Origin of the sequence: uncultured Lactobacillus sp. (assembly GCF_945290125.1) — a bacterium.
GTDB lineage: Bacteria > Bacillota > Bacilli > Lactobacillales > Lactobacillaceae > Lactobacillus > Lactobacillus rizhaonensis.
The window spans coordinates 1-17282 of the sequence record NZ_CALYQV010000039.1 but is presented as its reverse complement, the minus strand read 5'-3'; the positions used below and the strand labels follow the sequence as shown (position 1 = coordinate 17282).

13 protein-coding genes are annotated in these 17282 nt (G+C 35.4%); 9 read left to right on the top strand and 4 right to left on the bottom strand.

Annotated elements, in window-relative coordinates; translation table 11 throughout:
- Window positions 1–436 precede the first annotated feature (436 nt).
- The 3 genes from acnA (at window position 437) to Q0K80_RS07355 (ending at window position 4894) form a co-directional block, all read left to right on the top strand.
- Entirely contained in the window at window positions 437–3133 is a 2697-nt protein-coding gene (gene acnA, locus Q0K80_RS07365) for an aconitate hydratase AcnA (protein ID WP_294604904.1), read from the top strand.
- 47 nt (window positions 3134–3180) lie between these two features.
- Window positions 3181–4119: an AEC family transporter gene (locus Q0K80_RS07360; protein WP_294604902.1), complete on the top strand. Its 939-nt coding sequence runs from the start codon at window positions 3181–3183 to the stop codon at window positions 4117–4119.
- A gap of 442 nt (window positions 4120–4561) precedes the next feature.
- The gene (locus Q0K80_RS07355) at window positions 4562–4894 is read left to right on the top strand and encodes a hypothetical protein (protein ID WP_294604899.1); all 333 of its coding nucleotides are present in this window, start codon (window positions 4562–4564) and stop codon (window positions 4892–4894) included.
- A 114-nt stretch (window positions 4895–5008) separates the two neighbouring features.
- On the opposite strand, the gene Q0K80_RS07350 is transcribed toward Q0K80_RS07355, so the two are convergent.
- Window positions 5009–7996, bottom strand: a complete 2988-nt coding sequence (locus Q0K80_RS07350) for a TIM-barrel domain-containing protein (protein ID WP_294604897.1) — start codon at window positions 7994–7996, stop codon at window positions 5009–5011.
- A 157-nt stretch (window positions 7997–8153) separates the two neighbouring features.
- On the opposite strand from Q0K80_RS07350, the gene nagA reads away from it, so the two are divergent.
- The 3 genes from nagA (at window position 8154) to Q0K80_RS07335 (ending at window position 12127) form a co-directional block, all read left to right on the top strand.
- A complete protein-coding gene (nagA, locus tag Q0K80_RS07345) occupies window positions 8154–9308 on the top strand; it encodes an N-acetylglucosamine-6-phosphate deacetylase (RefSeq protein WP_294604893.1) in 1155 nt (384 codons plus the stop codon).
- Window positions 9309–9511: 203 nt separating this feature from the next.
- Window positions 9512–11161 (top strand): malolactic enzyme, encoded by a 1650-nt coding sequence (locus Q0K80_RS07340; protein WP_294604890.1) that lies wholly within the window; start codon window positions 9512–9514, stop codon window positions 11159–11161.
- Entirely contained in the window at window positions 11162–12127 is a 966-nt protein-coding gene (locus Q0K80_RS07335) for an AEC family transporter (protein ID WP_294604888.1), read from the top strand. It abuts the gene before it with no gap.
- Between the two features lie 481 nt (window positions 12128–12608).
- Here the strand turns inward: Q0K80_RS07335 and Q0K80_RS07330 are convergent, their stop codons facing one another.
- From Q0K80_RS07330 to Q0K80_RS07320, 3 genes are all read right to left on the bottom strand, one after another.
- Entirely contained in the window at window positions 12609–12863 is a 255-nt protein-coding gene (locus Q0K80_RS07330) for a Txe/YoeB family addiction module toxin (protein WP_294604886.1), read from the bottom strand.
- The gene (locus Q0K80_RS07325) at window positions 12860–13144 is read right to left on the bottom strand and encodes a type II toxin-antitoxin system RelB/DinJ family antitoxin (protein WP_294604883.1); all 285 of its coding nucleotides are present in this window, start codon (window positions 13142–13144) and stop codon (window positions 12860–12862) included. The genes Q0K80_RS07330 and Q0K80_RS07325 overlap by 4 nt, the downstream gene beginning before the upstream one ends.
- 143 nt (window positions 13145–13287) lie before the next feature.
- On the bottom strand, window positions 13288–13725 hold the full coding sequence (locus tag Q0K80_RS07320; protein WP_294604880.1) for a GNAT family N-acetyltransferase: 438 nt from the start codon (window positions 13723–13725) through the stop codon (window positions 13288–13290).
- Window positions 13726–14054: 329 nt separating this feature from the next.
- Here Q0K80_RS07320 and Q0K80_RS07315 point away from each other — a divergent pair, with 329 nt between their 5' ends.
- From Q0K80_RS07315 to Q0K80_RS10385, 3 genes are all read left to right on the top strand, one after another.
- Entirely contained in the window at window positions 14055–14339 is a 285-nt protein-coding gene (locus Q0K80_RS07315; protein WP_294604878.1) for a hypothetical protein, read from the top strand.
- 566 nt (window positions 14340–14905) lie between these two features.
- The gene (locus Q0K80_RS07310; RefSeq protein WP_365935397.1) at window positions 14906–16354 is read left to right on the top strand and encodes an ABC transporter ATP-binding protein; all 1449 of its coding nucleotides are present in this window, start codon (window positions 14906–14908) and stop codon (window positions 16352–16354) included.
- Window positions 16355–16956: 602 nt separating this feature from the next.
- On the top strand, window positions 16957–17025 hold the full coding sequence (locus tag Q0K80_RS10385; RefSeq protein WP_365935405.1) for a putative holin-like toxin: 69 nt from the start codon (window positions 16957–16959) through the stop codon (window positions 17023–17025).
- Window positions 17026–17282 lie beyond the last annotated feature (257 nt).

The window sequence follows — 17282 nt, the reverse complement described above, 5'->3', positions numbered from 1 at the left end:
TATTGTAACTTGCAAATTACTATAAAAAATTTTATTACATACTTAAACGACAGTTAATACCAGATGATAAGCAAATATAAGATGATTTCAGATGTAATATTATTACTGAATCCTATTCAATGTAATATTTATACATCTAATTGAATAAAGAATAGAGGAAAGTCCTAAAAGGGAAAACAGTGATTATAATATCCATTTCAATTAAATTAGTTTTATAAAGTTGATATATAGGTTTTTAAAAAAATTTGATTAATTAGTTATCATTTGCAATTCAAATATGTAAAAAAGAATAAAAAAAATTTATTGATAGGAAGTAATATTTTTCTTTTAAAAAACTATGGCTTTTTTTATATTTTGGTTGTAGTATATGTTTTGAAAGTGCCTCATAATCATCAACCAAAGATAACATAAATATTGTCTATGATTGGAGAAGATTATGAAAAATAAATCATATATTAAAAATCTTGATAATAATTATCAGATGTTTGATATAAAAATGGTCGCGTCTGAACATCATGTAGACTTTGATACTCTTCCATATACGATTAGAGTATTAGTTGAAAATGTCGTTCGTAATAGTAAACCTGAAAAATTAGAGGAAAATCTCAATAATATTTTGCATTGGGATGAAAATCACGATAAGGCTGTAGATTTTCTACCCTCTCGCATAATTTTACAGGACTTAACGGGTGTACCTGCTATTGTTGATTTGGCTGCATTGCGTTCCGCAGCTAAGGCAATGGGTAAGGACCCTGAAAAAATTAATCCGGAACTTCCGGTTGATATGGTTATTGATCACTCGATTCAAGTTGATGAATCAAGTAACGCCGGAGCTTTTGCTTATAATCGTAAGAAAGAATTTGAAAGAAATCATGAACGCTACGAAGTTTTAAAGTGGGCTCAAAATTCATTTAAAAACTTAAAAGTTGTTGCTCCTGATCTAGGTATTATTCACCAGGTAAACTTGGAATTTTTAGCACCAGTAGTTTCTCAGAAAAAAATTGCTGCTAATACTATGCTATTTCCAGATAGCGTATTTGGAACTGATTCGCATACTACGATGATTAATGGACTTGGCATCTTAGGCTGGGGAGTTGGTGGTATTGAAGCAGAAGCTGCTATGCTGGGCACTTCATCAAGTTTTCCAATTCCAGAAGTTGTTGGTGTGCATTTACATGGCGAAGTACGTCCTGGTATTGTAGCAATGGATGTTGCTTTAACAGTTACCCATATTCTTAGAGAAAATAATGTTGTTGGCAAATTTGTAGAATATTTTGGTGATGGCTATCAAAAATTGTCTGTTGCCGATAGGGCTACCTTGGGCAATATGTCACCAGAATATGGTGCTACATGTGGTTTCTTCCCATTTGATCAACATTCAGATTCATACCTTAAGTTAACTAACAGGACGCCAGAACACATTTCAGTGGTTGACAAGTACTTTCACAGTGCTGGTCTTTATTATGATGCCGCAAAACAAGATAAAGTTCATTATACAAAAGTTATTGATGTAGATTTGTCTAAAGTTACTACGAGTGTAGCTGGGCCAAAGCGTCCGCAGGATTTAATTTCATTAGAAGATGTTCCTAATGAGATGGTTAAGTCTGTGACTGCACCTGCTGGTAACCAAGGATTCGGCTTTTCAAAAGAAGATATTGAAGATAACGATGATGTTACTTTAAGTACTGGCGAAAAAGTAAATGTAAAATCTGGTGATATCCTATTAACTGCTATTACTAGTTGTACTAATACATCAAATCCAACTGTAATGATTGGAGCAGGTCTACTTGCTAAGGCTGCGGTTGAAAGAGGGATGAAAGTATCACCTAAGATTAAGCATTCCTTTGCCCCAGGTTCCCCTGCCGTTAAGTCTTATTTGGAAGCTTCTGGCTTATTAAAATACTTGGAAGCTCTTGGCTTTGATATTGTTGGATTTGGCTGTACAACTTGCATAGGTAATTCGGGTAAGCTTGATCCAGCATTAGAAGATTTGCTCGATAAAGATAAGAAACTAATCAGTGTTGCAGTAGAGAGTGCTAATAGAAACTTTGAAAGTCGAGTACACCCTAAGATTAAATCTAATTATTTAGCGTCGCCTTTACTAGTAGTTGCCTATACCCTTGCTGGTTCAGTAAGAGTTAATTTACAGACAGATCCTATTGGTAGAGACAAAGATGGTAATGACGTATATTTAAAAGATTTATGGCCGTCCACTGAAGAAATTGATAAGTATACCAAGAAATATTTAAATACTGATGTTTATAAAAATTCTTATAAGAACATCTTTAATAGAAATGAATTGTGGAATAAATTACCAGCTGGTAAGTCAACTACATTCAATTGGAATGACAAATCAACTTATATATCGAATCCACCTTATTTTGATGATCAAATTAAAGGCAAGATTAATTTGCCTAATTTTAAGAAAATGAGAGTGCTGGCTAAATTAGGTGATTCCGTCACTACTGATCACATTTCTCCAGGGGGTGCAATTTCACTAGGTTCAGCAGCAGCTAAATATTTGGAAAGCAAGGGCATAGAACCTAAAGACTTTAATACTTATGGCAGTCGTCGTGGTAACGACCATATTATGGTGCGCGGGACTTTTGGTAACGTTAGTCTTCATAACGAACTTGCAGACGGCAAATTAGGCAGTTTTACTAATTATTTACCGGAAAATAAAATTATGTCTATTTTTAATGCAAGTCAAAAATATAAAAATGATGGTACCGAGTTAATTGTTCTTGGAGGTAAGGATTACGGAATGGGATCATCCCGTGACTGGGCCGCTAAAGGGACAAAACTTCTTGGCGTAGATATAGTCATTGCAGAATCTTATGAACGTATTCATAGATCAAATTTGGTAATGATGGGAGTAGTTCCGTTACAATACCAGGATGGTCAAAATGCAAAGACACTAGGACTGACTGGTAGGGAAGTATTTGACATCAATTTTCCGGATAATGATGAACTAATGCCTGGGCAAGACATTAAGGTTCGAGCTACTGATGATAAAGGAAATGTCACAGAATTTACAACTACTTTGCGATTTGATTCTGAAGACGATATTTCAGATTATCTCTATGGAGGTATTTTGAATAAAGTTTTGGACCAAAAGGTAAACGACAAATAGTTATAAATATAAAAAATTAGTTATAAATTAAAGAAGAAAGAATAAAAATGAATACAAAAGTTATAATTACCCTTATTTTTGCTTTATTACCAATTATTATAACAATCTGTTTAGGGATGTTAGCCGGTAAACTTGGTGACTTTGATAAAAGCGATGCTACTAAGTTTACAAAATTAATCTTAAAATATGCGTTACCTATGAATATTTTTAATGGCATTTTAAGTACTCCTCGTAAGATTATTATAGAAGATCTCCCTTTGGCAGGTTGGTTATTATTAGCGATGGTTGGTACATATGTTATTGCTTACTGTATTTTCCGCTTTGGTGCAAAAAAGACAGATCCAATAACAAAGATATTTCGTGCTTTAGCTTACGCTAACCCATCAGTACCATTTATTGGTTCAGCAATTTTGCCTCTTTTATTTGCCGAATCAGTTGCCTCAATTGACATTGGTATCTCTACCTTACTGATTAACGTAATCTTACTACCGATTATCTTTGCACAATTATCGAATCTGTCTGGAGAACAGACCACTATTGGTACCAGAATTAAATCAACACTCAAGAAGCCATTAGTATTTTCTGCTCTCAGTTCATTTATTTTAGTACTTTGTGGCGTACAAATGCCAGTTTTACTTCAACCTACTTTCCAACAAATTGGTAAAGTTTCCGGTGGTTTGGCCATGTTTGCTACTGGTATTATTCTTTATACCAGCGATCTTAAGCTTACTAAGCAAATCAGCATTAATGTTCTTTGCAAGAACATCATAGTTCCTGTAGTTATCTTAGGACTTATGATGGCGTTCCACATGCCATCGGATGTTACCAGAATAGTTGTAGTTACTTTGTCAATTCCTACTGCTACTATGTCATCTAATCTGGCTATTCGCTACCAAAAAGGCGAAGTTGAAATGGCTGCTACTCAGTTCTATTCAACTGTCGCTGCAGTTGTTACATTAAGTGCATTCATGTTACTGCTTTCATAAAATTTAGATAATTTAATTATAACAAGCTGGTTTTCCTCAAACTGAAAACTGGCTTGTTTTATATTACGAATTAAATGAATGCAGGTCTTTCTAAGTTAATGAATTAATATGAATCAAATATGCTGTAAAAAAGGCATCTTCTAATTAAGATCGTATGACCGCGCAAATTTAAAATTCACAGTTTAAGAAAATCTGAGCTTTGATTACAAACTTAATTACTTAGGGAATATTTTTGTTCAGATCTGTAGCTACTTAAAGTGGACATAAAAATCTGGTTAAGCTATACATATAACTAGTAAAGATTTTTTTATGCTTTCTTAAATTGTTAGCATCCTTATTTAATATTGTAAAAGTATAAGTTTGGATATATTATGAGGTTAACTAAAGATTAATCATAAATTGTTTTGCAATAGAGTAAAAGATTTTAAGAGGGGAGTTATTTATGCTTAATAATATTGTTCTGATTATGCCAACAATTAATGCTATTTACTTAATATATCTAGTTTGCATCAGATTAACACACAAAACACCACAGAATTCTAAACTTGTCCAGCTTTATCAGCAGCAACATGTACGGTGGACTAAATTTAAGTACTTCTTCCTTTTAGTTCCAATTGCTTTCTTTCTTCTGCCATATGATAATAGCTGGAATAACTATATAACATCTTTGTTTGTGCGTATTATTGGAATTATTTTGTGGACGGCAATATTTTTAATTGGCGACTTTCTGGATGGGAAAATGTATCACTGGTATTTTAAAAATAATAGTAGGTAAGTGAAAAATAGATAAAAGCACCTCAGGCTTAATTTGAGGTGCTTTTATAGTGAAACTATTCTGTTGCTTGAGTGGGCCAAAATAAAAGAAATTTCGTGCTTTTCTTATATTTAGTTATCGTTTTGCCCTAAAAAAGATAATTTCTCTTGCCGCAACAATTGGACCGGATGATTGATAAATCGTCAGATGCACTTTTTTAGCACGCACATCTCGCAAGCCCACTACCTTGTTTTTAGTATCAGCCTTCCACTGTAAGTGGTCTGCGTAAGTAGTGTAGTTTTCACTATCTGTTGAAACAGCGATTGAAACAACAAGAGGATCACCATTATGATCAATATTCCGAGGTACAAAAACCATTCTGCTTAGCTTTTCAACCTTTTCAAAGCTAAAAGTTAATTCCAGTGGTTGCTCAGGTGAAACAGATTGGCTAGTTTGCCATTCGCTCGCCAATTTTAGGTCAGTCAGATAGGACAGAGGATGGCTTTCTTTACTATCACAATTGCTGGTTACCTCAATATTTTCAATTGCGTAGTCTTTGGCGGCGTGTTTCGTAATGACACCGAAAAGGTCAGACCATTCAGAAACTTTATTTCTAATTGCATAACGCATCCTGATGATATAGCGAGTATTTGGAGTTAACTCATGAAAAGTAAAACTTTTGCCGGTGATACCAACATAAAGAAGATTATTAATTTCAATCTGCACGGCACTCTCATGAGGCCAGGCAAGTTCAAATGAATGAGCCGAGATCTTACCTGAATCTACTGCCGGTAGTTTTGGTGACGGCAAGACGCCACTGGTAATTTCGTGTACTAACACGTTTTTACCATAGTTGAAGTTACGGACTGTGACTTCTATTTCAGTGGTGGTAATATCTCTGGCGGCTAATTTTATTTGCAGCGCAGTCTGCGTGTTCTTATGATATTTTTTAAACTCATCTAGGCCGTAATTAGTATTATAAAAAATACCTTCATGAGCATGATTGAAAGCATCCAGCGAGCCGTATTCTTCTACGGGGACAACTTGATCATTAATTTTAATAGTTACAGCATCAGGGTAAGAATCGCACATAATTGTCAGACTGGTAGGTTGTTCAACGAATTTCTTTGTCAAGTTACCTTCAGTCGGTGCAATAGTGACCACCAGCTTTTCCTGCTCAACTTTACTGCAGATTTTAGTAGTGTAGTTGTTACTTGCAGCAATTGTCCCATCATCGTCATAGCTAATGGCTTCACTCTGCTCTTGAGGATAAAGTAGAAAATCACGTTTATTCCAGTCAAAAATACTGCCACCCCGAACAAAAACCGGCAGATGCCATAGTGGAAAAGTTAAGTTATTGTAGACCTTGCCACCAGCATATTTTTTACCGGTAAAAAGGTCAATCCACAGCGTTTTTTTGCCTGGCAAATATAAATTATCCTTACGAGAATCACCGTTTTTGTCTTCGCGACCATTCGTAATAGGAGCAATTAAAAGGTCGGGTCCCAACATAAACTCGTTGCCAAACTGAGCTGTATAATTAGCACGCTCATCAGGAAACTCGCTGAATAGTGGCCGCATAATCAGCTCGCCGCTTTTTGCCCGTTCATTTAACGTATAAATGTAACTGGCTAAGTGCTGACGCAATTTAAGATAAGCCAGATTAATTTCAGTTATTTTCTTATTATAAGCAAACGGGTTTTTACTGAAATTACCCTGATCATCAAAGTTAAATAGTAAAGCGGTAAAACTTTTCCATTCAAAGTCACGGACATTGATTTGAGCGTTGCCGCCGCCTTGCAGACCATCAACCGCTGCCCCAACTAAAGGCTGACCGGAAAGATTTGCTCCCAGTAATCCCGCAACTTGATTAGTAATATTATCCCAATTACCACCGACGTCGCCAAAAATAAGTGCGGCGTTTTTTTGCATCCCAGCGGTGCCGCTGTCAGCCAACACTAGAGGCCGCTCTTTTTGTGATTCACTTTGAAGTTTTGCCGTATCTTGAGCTGCTTCGTCAGCTGCAGTATAAGTAAAGTCGGTTTTTTCAGGTAGATCAACTTCACCCTGATGCCAAAATCCGGGATGAACACCCTGAGTTTGCGCATATTCATTAAAGAAACTAAGAGCCTGCTCATTTTCGGGTTGCTCACCATAGTTAGGGACAAACCAGCTTATTGGAAAATGCATGGCGTGATAGCGATCAATTAGCGCTCTTGCTGAAAACTGGTAGTTCTCTTCGCCATTAAGTGAGGCCTTACCTGAAGCGGCATTTTCATCTTTGGTACGGGTATAATAATTGTTGCCAATTTTGCTGGCATTACGTTCCTGGGCATGGCTTGGCTGCCATAAGGTCGTGCAGAAATTGCCGATATGGCCGAGACCTAAAGCATATTTAGGCAGTAACATCGGCTTGCCCGTTAAAGTGAAATAGCGCTGTAAAATTTCCTTGGGTGTAGTGCTAAGGAAGTAAAAAGTGTCAAAAACAGCATCTTGATGAGCGAGGATGGTAGCTCCCCGCTGGGTTTTACCAAAATCATAGCTTCCCGCTGCAGTGGTATTTCTTAATTCACCATAACCGGCACTCGACCAGAAAAAGGGGACAGGCATGATCACACCGCCTTTTCCAGTTATTTGATCATGCTTAATTGCGATTTTATGGCCTTTATGACTAAAATAACCATTTTGCAGTCCACCACCGTAGAAAAATTCGTTTTGGTTTTCTGCTAAAAATTCTCGCGTTTCGTTTTCACTAAATTCGAGCGGCTGCGACTGACGCATCCTATTATGATGCAGCGATTCATCAAAAATACTGAGCACAGCCGGATTTTGACCGAAGATAATTTGATAGTTGCCTGTATGAATGATTAAGGAATCATTGGTAGCTCTGACCTGAGAACTGGTAAAAGCAGTATTATCAAATTGCGCCAGCTGAATGTTTGCGTTTCGATTTTCAATAAAATTTTGCTCTGGATCAATTAAAAGGCGAAAAATACCGTCAGCTAAGACGTAAAAGTGCGCAATTTCGCCAGTGGCAAAGTGTAATTCATAATAATGGTCACACTTGCTGGCACCAGTAAGTGCTCCCAATGAGTGTTTATTTGTTTGCGTATTTTGAATCATGATTTTTGCTTCCTAATTAGTTACCTACACCACTATTATAACTAAAAAACTAAAACTTTCCGTACTATTTGAAATTGAACTGGTAAAGACCAGTTGATTAAGCTAAAATGAAACTATAAGTAAGAGGTTTATTTTATAAAAGAAAGGCCAAAATATTATGACTTATTATATTCATGCAGATAAATTCTTTCTTGAAAATGTAACTGAACAAGGTGGTTACTTAGAAGTACAAGATGATGGCAAATTCGGCTTTTATTATACTGAAGACCAAAAGCCGAAAGGTAAAATTATCGATTATAAAGGTAAGTGGATAGCACCGGGACTTGTTGACACTCACGTTCACGGTTCACTAAAAGAAGACGTAATGAAAAGTGACTGGGCGGGAATTAACCACTTGTCAGAAGGCTTTCTGCGTTCAGGTGTTACCAGCTGGTTGCCAACGACTTACACTGCCGGTGCTGATACATTAAGCAAAATTTGTCAGATGTTTGGCGCCCATAAGGGTGAAGAAACTGGAGCCAAAATTCAGGGACTTCACTTTGAGGGCCCATACTTTACTGCAGAACATGCTGGTGCGGAAAATCCTAAATACTTGATTGACCCTGACATTAATCAGTTTAATCAATGGCGTGAAGAATCAAAAGGACTTTTAAATAAAATTTCTCTTGCTCCTGAAAGAAAAGGTGCTAAGGAATTCATTCGTGCAGCTGTTAAAGAGGGTGTTGTTGTGGCTTTAGGACACTCAAGCGCTACTTTTGCAGAAGCTAAAGCCGGTGTTGAAGCTGGTGCCACTATGTTTACTCATACTTTTAACGGGATGCCTGATCCTTCACACCACGATACATCAATTTCTAACGCGGCAATGGCGCTACATAATGTGACAGATGAGTTGATCTGTGACGGTCATCATGTTCAAAAAGAAATGGTACGGGCATTAGTTCAGCTTAAAGGTGCCGAACATATTTGCTTAATCACAGATTGTATGGAAGCCGGAATGATGCCTGATGGTGACTACATGTTAGGTGAGTTGCCTGTTTATGTTAAGGAAGGTATGGCTCGCTTAAAGGGTGGCAATAATTTAGCCGGTAGCATTTTACAATTGAAGACTGCCGTTAAAAACGTTGTTGACTGGAATGTTGCTACGCCGGAAGAAGCAATCATGATGGCCTCTTACGTACCGGCTAAGAGCGCTCATGTTTTGGATAAATGCGGTTCAATTGCTCCTGATAAGGACGCTGATTTCTTAGTATTAAACCCAGATATGACTTTAAGTGAAACTTACTTAAATGGTGAGTCACGTTACAAAGCATAAGATAATTACTCGATTAAATTTCAAAAAAGCCAATTCATCAAGTTGAATTGGTTTTTTGCTTGTTATAATTAACTATATTTAACTCTTTATTATACACTATACGCTTTTACTATAAGTTAAATTAATTGCACTTTTTTCACCCCGGATATAGTCTAAGCATATAGTACGTGCTATTAATAATTAAATAGACGGAGAGTGAGAAAATGGCTAAAACAGGACAAGATAGGTTGAATGACCCATTTTTGAATAAAGGGACTGCTTTCACAGAAGAGCAGCGAGAACAATATCATTTAGTAGGGATGTTGCCGCCAAAGGTGCAGACTCTTGAAGAACAAGCTCGAGAAGTTTATTTACAATACCAGGAAAAATCAACGAATCTAGAAAAACGGATTTTTCTAATGACGATTTTTAATACTAACCGCGTGCTGTTCTTTAAAATTTTTAGTGAACATGTCACTGAATTTATGCCAATTGTGTATGATCCGACAATAGCTGAAACTATTGAAAACTACAGTCATTTGTTTGTTAATCCGCAATATGCCGCATTTCTGTCAATTAATGAACCGAATAAAATTGCAGAAACATTAAAAAATGTGGCAGATGGCCGTGATATTAAGTTAATTGTAGTTACCGATGGTGAAGAAATATTAGGAATCGGTGACTGGGGCACACAAGGAGTTGACATTTCCGTTGGTAAACTAATGGTTTATACTGCTGCAGCTGGTGTCGATCCAGCATGTGTATTACCCGTAGTTCTAGATGTTGGTACTAATAACGAGAAATTGCTCAATGACTCGCTTTATTTAGGCAATCATCAGCGTCGCGTGAACGGGGAACCTTATTACCAGTTTGTTGATCGTTTTGTGCAAACTGTGGAAAAACTGTTTCCGGGACTATATTTACATTTTGAAGATTTTGGTAGAGATAATGCTGATAATATTTTAAAACATTATCGTGATCATATTCTAACCTTTAATGACGATATTCAGGGTACCGGAGTTATTGTTTTGGCAGGTATCTTGGGAGCCTTAAAGATTAGCGGACAAAAGTTAACTGAGCAAAAGTACGTTTGCTTCGGTGCCGGAACTGCTGGTACTGGGATCGTTGAACAGGTCTACGCTGAGATGTTGCAAGCAGGTTTACAGCCTGATGAAGCACGCAAGCATTTTTACTTGGTGGATAAACAAGGATTGCTTTTTGAAGATACACCTGATTTAACACCAGCGCAGAAGCCTTTTGCAAGAAAACGCTCTGAATTCACTAACGCCGATCAGCTCAAAGACTTAAAGAGTGTCGTGCAGGCAGTTCACCCCGACATTTTAGTAGGAACTTCAACCCGTTCAGGTGCTTTCACCCAGGATATTGTGACGGAAATGGCTGCCCATACCGACCGGCCAATTATTTTCCCATTATCAAATCCAACTCAATTAGCTGAAGCAAAAGCAGAAGATTTAATTCACTGGACTAAAGGCAAAGCCTTGGTAGCGACTGGTATTCCTGCTGATCCAGTTGAATATAATGGCGTCAAGTATGAAATAGGTCAGGCCAATAATGCCTTGGTCTATCCTGGACTTGGTCTGGGTGCCTTGGCAGTTAATGCCAAGATTTTAAGCAATGAAATGATCAGCGTGGCGGCCCATTCACTTGGCGGAATCGTTGATTCTAGTAAACCAGGTGCAGCAGTTTTGCCACCAGTCGAAAAATTGAATGTCTTTTCCCAAACTGTAGCGAAAGCCGTGGCTAACAAGGCCATTGCCGACCATCTTAACCAGAACGATTTTCAAGATGGTGAAAAAGCTGTAGCAGCACTTCGCTGGACGCCAGAGTACACAGATGAACGGAAGGAAAAATAAATGCAAGCCTTTATTACATCGTTAACCAGTGTAGTTGAGCTGTTACTTGTAATTGACTTAGGTTATTGGCTGCGCACGAGTGGCAAACTGGGTGACCAGTTTAAAGGCAATATTTCTTATTTGATTATGAATATTGCTCTGCCTGCTTCAATTTTTGTTTCTGTTTTAAAATATTTGAATCGACAAAAATTGTTCGGTTTAACAGGTGGCTTAATCTATGCCATTATCTGCTTTGCCCTAAGTTATTTGTTTGCCTGGCTATTATGCAAGGTTTTGCGAATTCGCAAGGGTCGTCGTGGTACTTTTATTAATGCCATTACGAACGCCAATACTATTTTTATTGGCCTACCATTAAATATCGCCTTATTTGGGCAAAAAAGTATGCCATACTTTTTAATTTATTATGTTTTAAATACTGTTTCTACTTGGGCAATTGGTGTCTTCTTCATTTCTAGTGATGATCCGACCGCACAAAAGAACAAGCAGCAAAAATTTAACTGGAAAAAATTGTTGCCAGCGCCACTAGTGGGATTTTTAATAGCCTTGATTTGCTTACTGGTTGAAGTCCCAATTCCTGGCTGGATTACAGCCGTGTTAAGCATGGTCGGTGGTATTGTCACACCAATGTCGCTCATCTATATTGGTATTATATTGGCAGATGCCGGCTTAAAATCAATCCACCTTGACCGTGATACTATTTGGGCATTACTAGGTCGTTTTATTCTAGTGCCAGCTTTAATGATTATTTTAATCGTTGTTGGTGCTAATTGGTTACCAGCTTTGACTGGTTTAGCTAAACAAACATTAGTTGTGCAATCAGCTACTCCAGCTTTGGCAGTTTTGCCAATATTAGTTGGTGAATCACACGGGGATGTGCAATACGCTACCAACGTTGTGACCACCTCAACGGTCTTATTCGTAATTGTTGTTCCACTAGTTTTGGAAATTACCCAAATACTAATATAATTAATAAAAATTTTGCAATATAAAACCCGTCTTTTATCGTATAAATAAGGCGGGTTTTTATTGTGTTATTTCTTCTTTTATTAATTTTAAATATGATATGCTTTTCGCAGTGGATCCCACAGAAAAGGGAAAAATTTATTATGCAAGTTGTTAGCAATCACTTTGCTCATATGGCTAGCAAAAACTAGTTACACTGCGTAAATTAAAATATGATTATGTTATGCAAAAAAATATAATAATAGGTACTTAATATTGGAACATAGAGAATTAGTCAAATCAAAGGGTATTTTTGATAAGGCATTAAAAGCAATGGATGAATCTGTTGCCAATTTAAAAAAGGAAAGGTGTCCGCACTAATAGATTTATCAGACTTTTAGATGAAATAGTATTTAAAAAAATTGCTAGTTTTGTGAATGTAAAGCTTTATACATATAAAAATCCTCTTAGTTAAATTGAAATCTAACTAAGAGGATTTTTAGCTTTAATTATAGTGAGTTTTGCAAGCTATAATAATTAATCGCTCATTTTTAACTGTGTAAACTAATCTATCTACATTATTTATTCTTCTTGACCAACCAATTTGATATTTTAATTTTTCCGGCTTGCCTAAGCCTTGGTCTAGTCCATCACGCTGAATAGATTTAATTAAATGGTTAATTCTTTTTAAAGTCTTGCGGTCTTCGGCTTGCCAATTAACATATTCATTCCAAGCTTCATCTAAAAATTCTACTGTCATTCTTTCTTCTGCTCACTACTTAAAAGAAGGTGTGAATGGATATCCTGATTATTGTTAATCTTTTTGAAACGCTGATTTAGTTCAGCTTGATTTTCCTCACTATAAAATGGATCCCTAACTTCAAACGGTAAACCACCTTCAGCAATACTTTTCTTTATAAATATATTAATGGCAGTCGAAAGATTAAGGCCTAGGCCGTTAAATATTTCTGTAACTCGGTTTTTATCTTCTGAATTAACTTTAACTGAAATTGAAATTTTGCTTTTTTCTGGACTTAGCATTATTGATCACCTCATATTCATAGTAACACTTTAGATGTATAAAGTATAGTTAATTACTTTAAACTTACATATAATGTACTAGCTAAATTATTGTTAGTAAAACATTTATAAAAAGTGAAAATCAATTGCAGTTTAAACAAAAATTATTTTAATGTTTTACCAAATCTTTTTTGCATTTTATTGCTAGTATAGCCCAGCTTTTCATAAAATTTATGAGCACCTAAACGAAATTCTCCAGAATTTAACCTGACTTCATTCATACCCAAATCTTTGGCCTGCTTTTCTAAAGTATGCATAAGTTGACTGCCGATTCCTTTCTTTTGGGCAGAAGAATCTACGGCCAAAGCTAAAACATTAAACATGGGGTCAAAATAAGTTTCTTCAAAAATTTCTGCGTGCAAATAACCTTCCACTTTTTTAGTATTCTCGTCTTCAAAAACCCAAAGATAGTGGTGTTTAGGATCATTTAGCAATCTCTTAATGTTAATGGTGGTTTTTTCAACAGAATAATCATAACCTAATTCAGTTTTATTGATTTTTTGAATAGCCGCACTGTCGGCTACTTGGCATTTTCTAATCATAAAAATTCCTTTCTTATATTTTTTACGTGATAAAGCTATTTTAGCGCTCCCAATATTGATTAAAAAGATTTATTTACATAGTAAAAATGCGCTCATTTTAAACTTGGATTAGCTTAGTATAATGTAGTAAAACCGTCTCTTATCATTGTCAAAAGCGCATTTTAGTTTATATAATACGGTAAGCTTTATTACTTAGAAGAAATTAGTTTTTAAAGAAAAAACAAAATACTATCAAGACAGATATTATTCTTATCTAGCTGTATTAGATGGTTCCGAAAATGAAAAATGCTTTTGCACGGTAACATTTTCAGATGTTCCAGGAGCTATAGGTGAGGGTAAAGGCTTTGACTAGTGGTAAAGAAGGTTTAGCAGCCATTTTAATTGCCACAAATGAACCATATATTAGCAGCCCTATTGAAAAAATTAGAAAAGATAACCCTGGTAAAGTTGTTACTTATATTTTAGCTGATATGAAAGAAGCTAACGAGATTCCTAAGCCTGCTACTATTAAGAAAAATACTTCTATACCTATAGATTTAGCTACTGCGGGTGAAAAGGCAGGTATTAACTTTTCAAAACTATTAAATGAAGCCCTTAAAATAAAATTAAGCTAAAAATCAAAATAAAAATGACAGCCTTTTTAGACTGTCATTTTTATTTTGACAAGTTATTTTCCTATTATTCAATAAGTTTTTGCTTGCGAACTTTCTTTGAATAGCAATGAGAGTTTACATTAACGGCAGCTATTCTTAAACTTCATTTTTAAAATTATCGTATTGCGTAACAGCTCTAATGGCGTGAAGTATATCTTCAAGCCTGAATTTACAGGAAAACACCATAATTTCATTGACAAAAATATATTAAAATATTATTATATTGATTATAAAAATTTTATCTTTTGTTGATTTAAAAATAACGCTTTCTAACGCTTAAACTGGGTAAAAGCTCATTTATTTGTTTCTAAATTTAATAAAAGCTATAAATACCACTATTATGAAGGACTTAATGGACAAGATGTCATTTAAGCAATGTTGAAAGGAAAAACAATGATTATAAAATATTCAAACCCGTATAAACTCGCCTTGTATGTCTTTTTTGCTCTTTTAAAATCACTTCAAGTTGTTTTTGTCGCTTTCATTTTTCAAAAATTTATTGATTTTGCTCAGAAGCCCAAGGCAGTTTGATCAAGCTGACTACTTTTGCTGTTTGCGGTCTATTGGTATTTGGAATAATCGGCATTATATATCAGTATTTCTATTATAAAATTATCGAAGAAATTAATCTTGCCTTGAAAAGTACATCTGCTAATTATTTAGTGAATAACTATGCTGGCCATAACGAAATTGACAGTTCATTTATGACCAATGACCTCAAGCAAATTGAAACTAATAGTATTGAGGCAGAGCTTTCAATTATTTCTGATTTAATTCAATTTTTGGCAGCTGTAATCTCTGCATTTGTTAGTTCTTGGATTATTGCGCTGGTATTTTTAATAGCTTCATTTACTCCTGCCGTTATTCAGTCTGTTTTTGGCCCTAAGATCGAAAAAAATTCTGAAAAGTGGGAAAAATCCAATAGCAACTATACCAATACTGTTATTGAAACTCATTCTGGAGCGGAAATGGCTAACATCTATGATATTCAATTTTCAATGGTTAACAGGTTGATTAAAGCAGCGAAGCTAATGGAAACGGCTCTTTTCAAAACCAATTGGACTAAAGGTATGTCTAATGAGATGACTATGATAGTAGCGTATATTTTCAGTATGTTTCTTCCTTTTGCCATTGGTATTAGTTTCATTGTTAGCGGTCGGCTGACTTTAGGCACGTTTATGATGATTTCACAACTGGCTAATAATTTTATTAATCCTGTAGTTGGTATTTTTGGGTCAGTTAACGATATTAAAACGGCAAAACCGATTTTGCAAAAAATCAAAAAAATCGACTTGTTGATAAAACCGCAGGGCAGTAAAACTGCAACTGCTCCAGACGCTTTCCAATCATTACAATTGACTAATGCTGGAGTTAGCCAGGGTAAACAGAAAATTTTTGCCAATGTTAACCTAAAAATTGATTCCGGTGAAAAAGTTCTCCTGCAAGCTCCATCAGGTTGGGGGAAATCAACTTTACTGAATGTTTTAATTGGTATTCAACAACTTGATTCTGGATCCTATGAAGTTAATCATTCTGAAGTAAATGGTGATTGGGGAAAATTACACGAGTACTTCTCTTTTATTCAGCAAAAGCCTTTTATTTTAGATGATACTTTAAAATACAATATTACTTTAGGTCGCCATGTGTCTGAAGAAGACTTAAATTATGCTGTTGAACAAGCCGGCTTAACTGATCTCGTAAACGAAAAGGGCTTGGACTACCAGCTTGGGAAGAGTGGCAGTAATTTATCTGGTGGTCAAAATCAACGAGTTGAAATTGCACGAGCATTAGTATCAAAAAGACCGATATTATTAGCTGATGAAGCAACTTCATCTCTTGATCAGAACTTATCTTTGCAAATACACCAAACAATTCTAAGTGAGTTTAAAGGAACTGTTATCGAAGTTGCTCACCACATTTCATCAAACGAAAAGGAAATGTTTGACCAAATAGTTGACTTGGCAAAGCAATCTTAATTCCAAGTTATCGTGAAGTAAGAATCTAGAGAAAAAATAAAAGAAATCTATAATTTATCCTGTTGACGACTTATCCATGTAGTAAGCTGTTAACAGGTTTTTTATTGCATAAAAAAGGATGGAAATATTCCTCTTGCTCCTTGTAATACAATACCAATACTTCTCAATTTTTCTTATTGTAGACAAAAGTGTTATAGAAATACTGCCGGTAAAGTAGAACTAATAGGAAGAATGCATATTATGGAACTGAAAACGAATTTTTTCTTTAATCTCATATAATCACCTTAAAAAATAATTTACCTTGATGTCATAGAATAATAAATTTGATAGGCTTTCACATAGGTTAATGCTAAGCTAATCAATTAAAGCTGAGCTGAAACTATTTAAATTTAAAGGTAGATAAAAAAACTTCCCTGTAATATGGAAGTTAATCAAAATAAGCTATTGATTTGGCAATAATACTTTATAGTTATTCAATATGCAAACAGTATTTGCTATAATTAATTTAGAATTCAAGCAAATTGTTTTGAGGGCGGTTGGCTGTTGATCCGGAAAGGAGATGGTGCCTATGGCACGAAATCTTTTAGAAAGAGAAGCAGTTAATGAGCGTTTACCAGGCATTACAAATAATGTTGGCATTCGCCACGTTTATTATTGTGTTGTTGAATTAATCAATAATCACAAGAAATAAAAAAGACCGTCCCAATAATACTTTAGCTAGTTAGGGATAATCTTTATCTCTCACGCAGCTAACCGCCTTTAGAGCGGCTGCTTGTTTTCAAAGAGGTCTTGTTAGCGCAAGGCCTCTTTTTTATGATTACATTATATCATGACTGAATTAATTTAGCACAACGGGCTGAGTAATGAGTGGAATCTTAATTAATAAAGTATCTTACAAAGAAAATCAGGTGAGTTTTCATAAAAAATC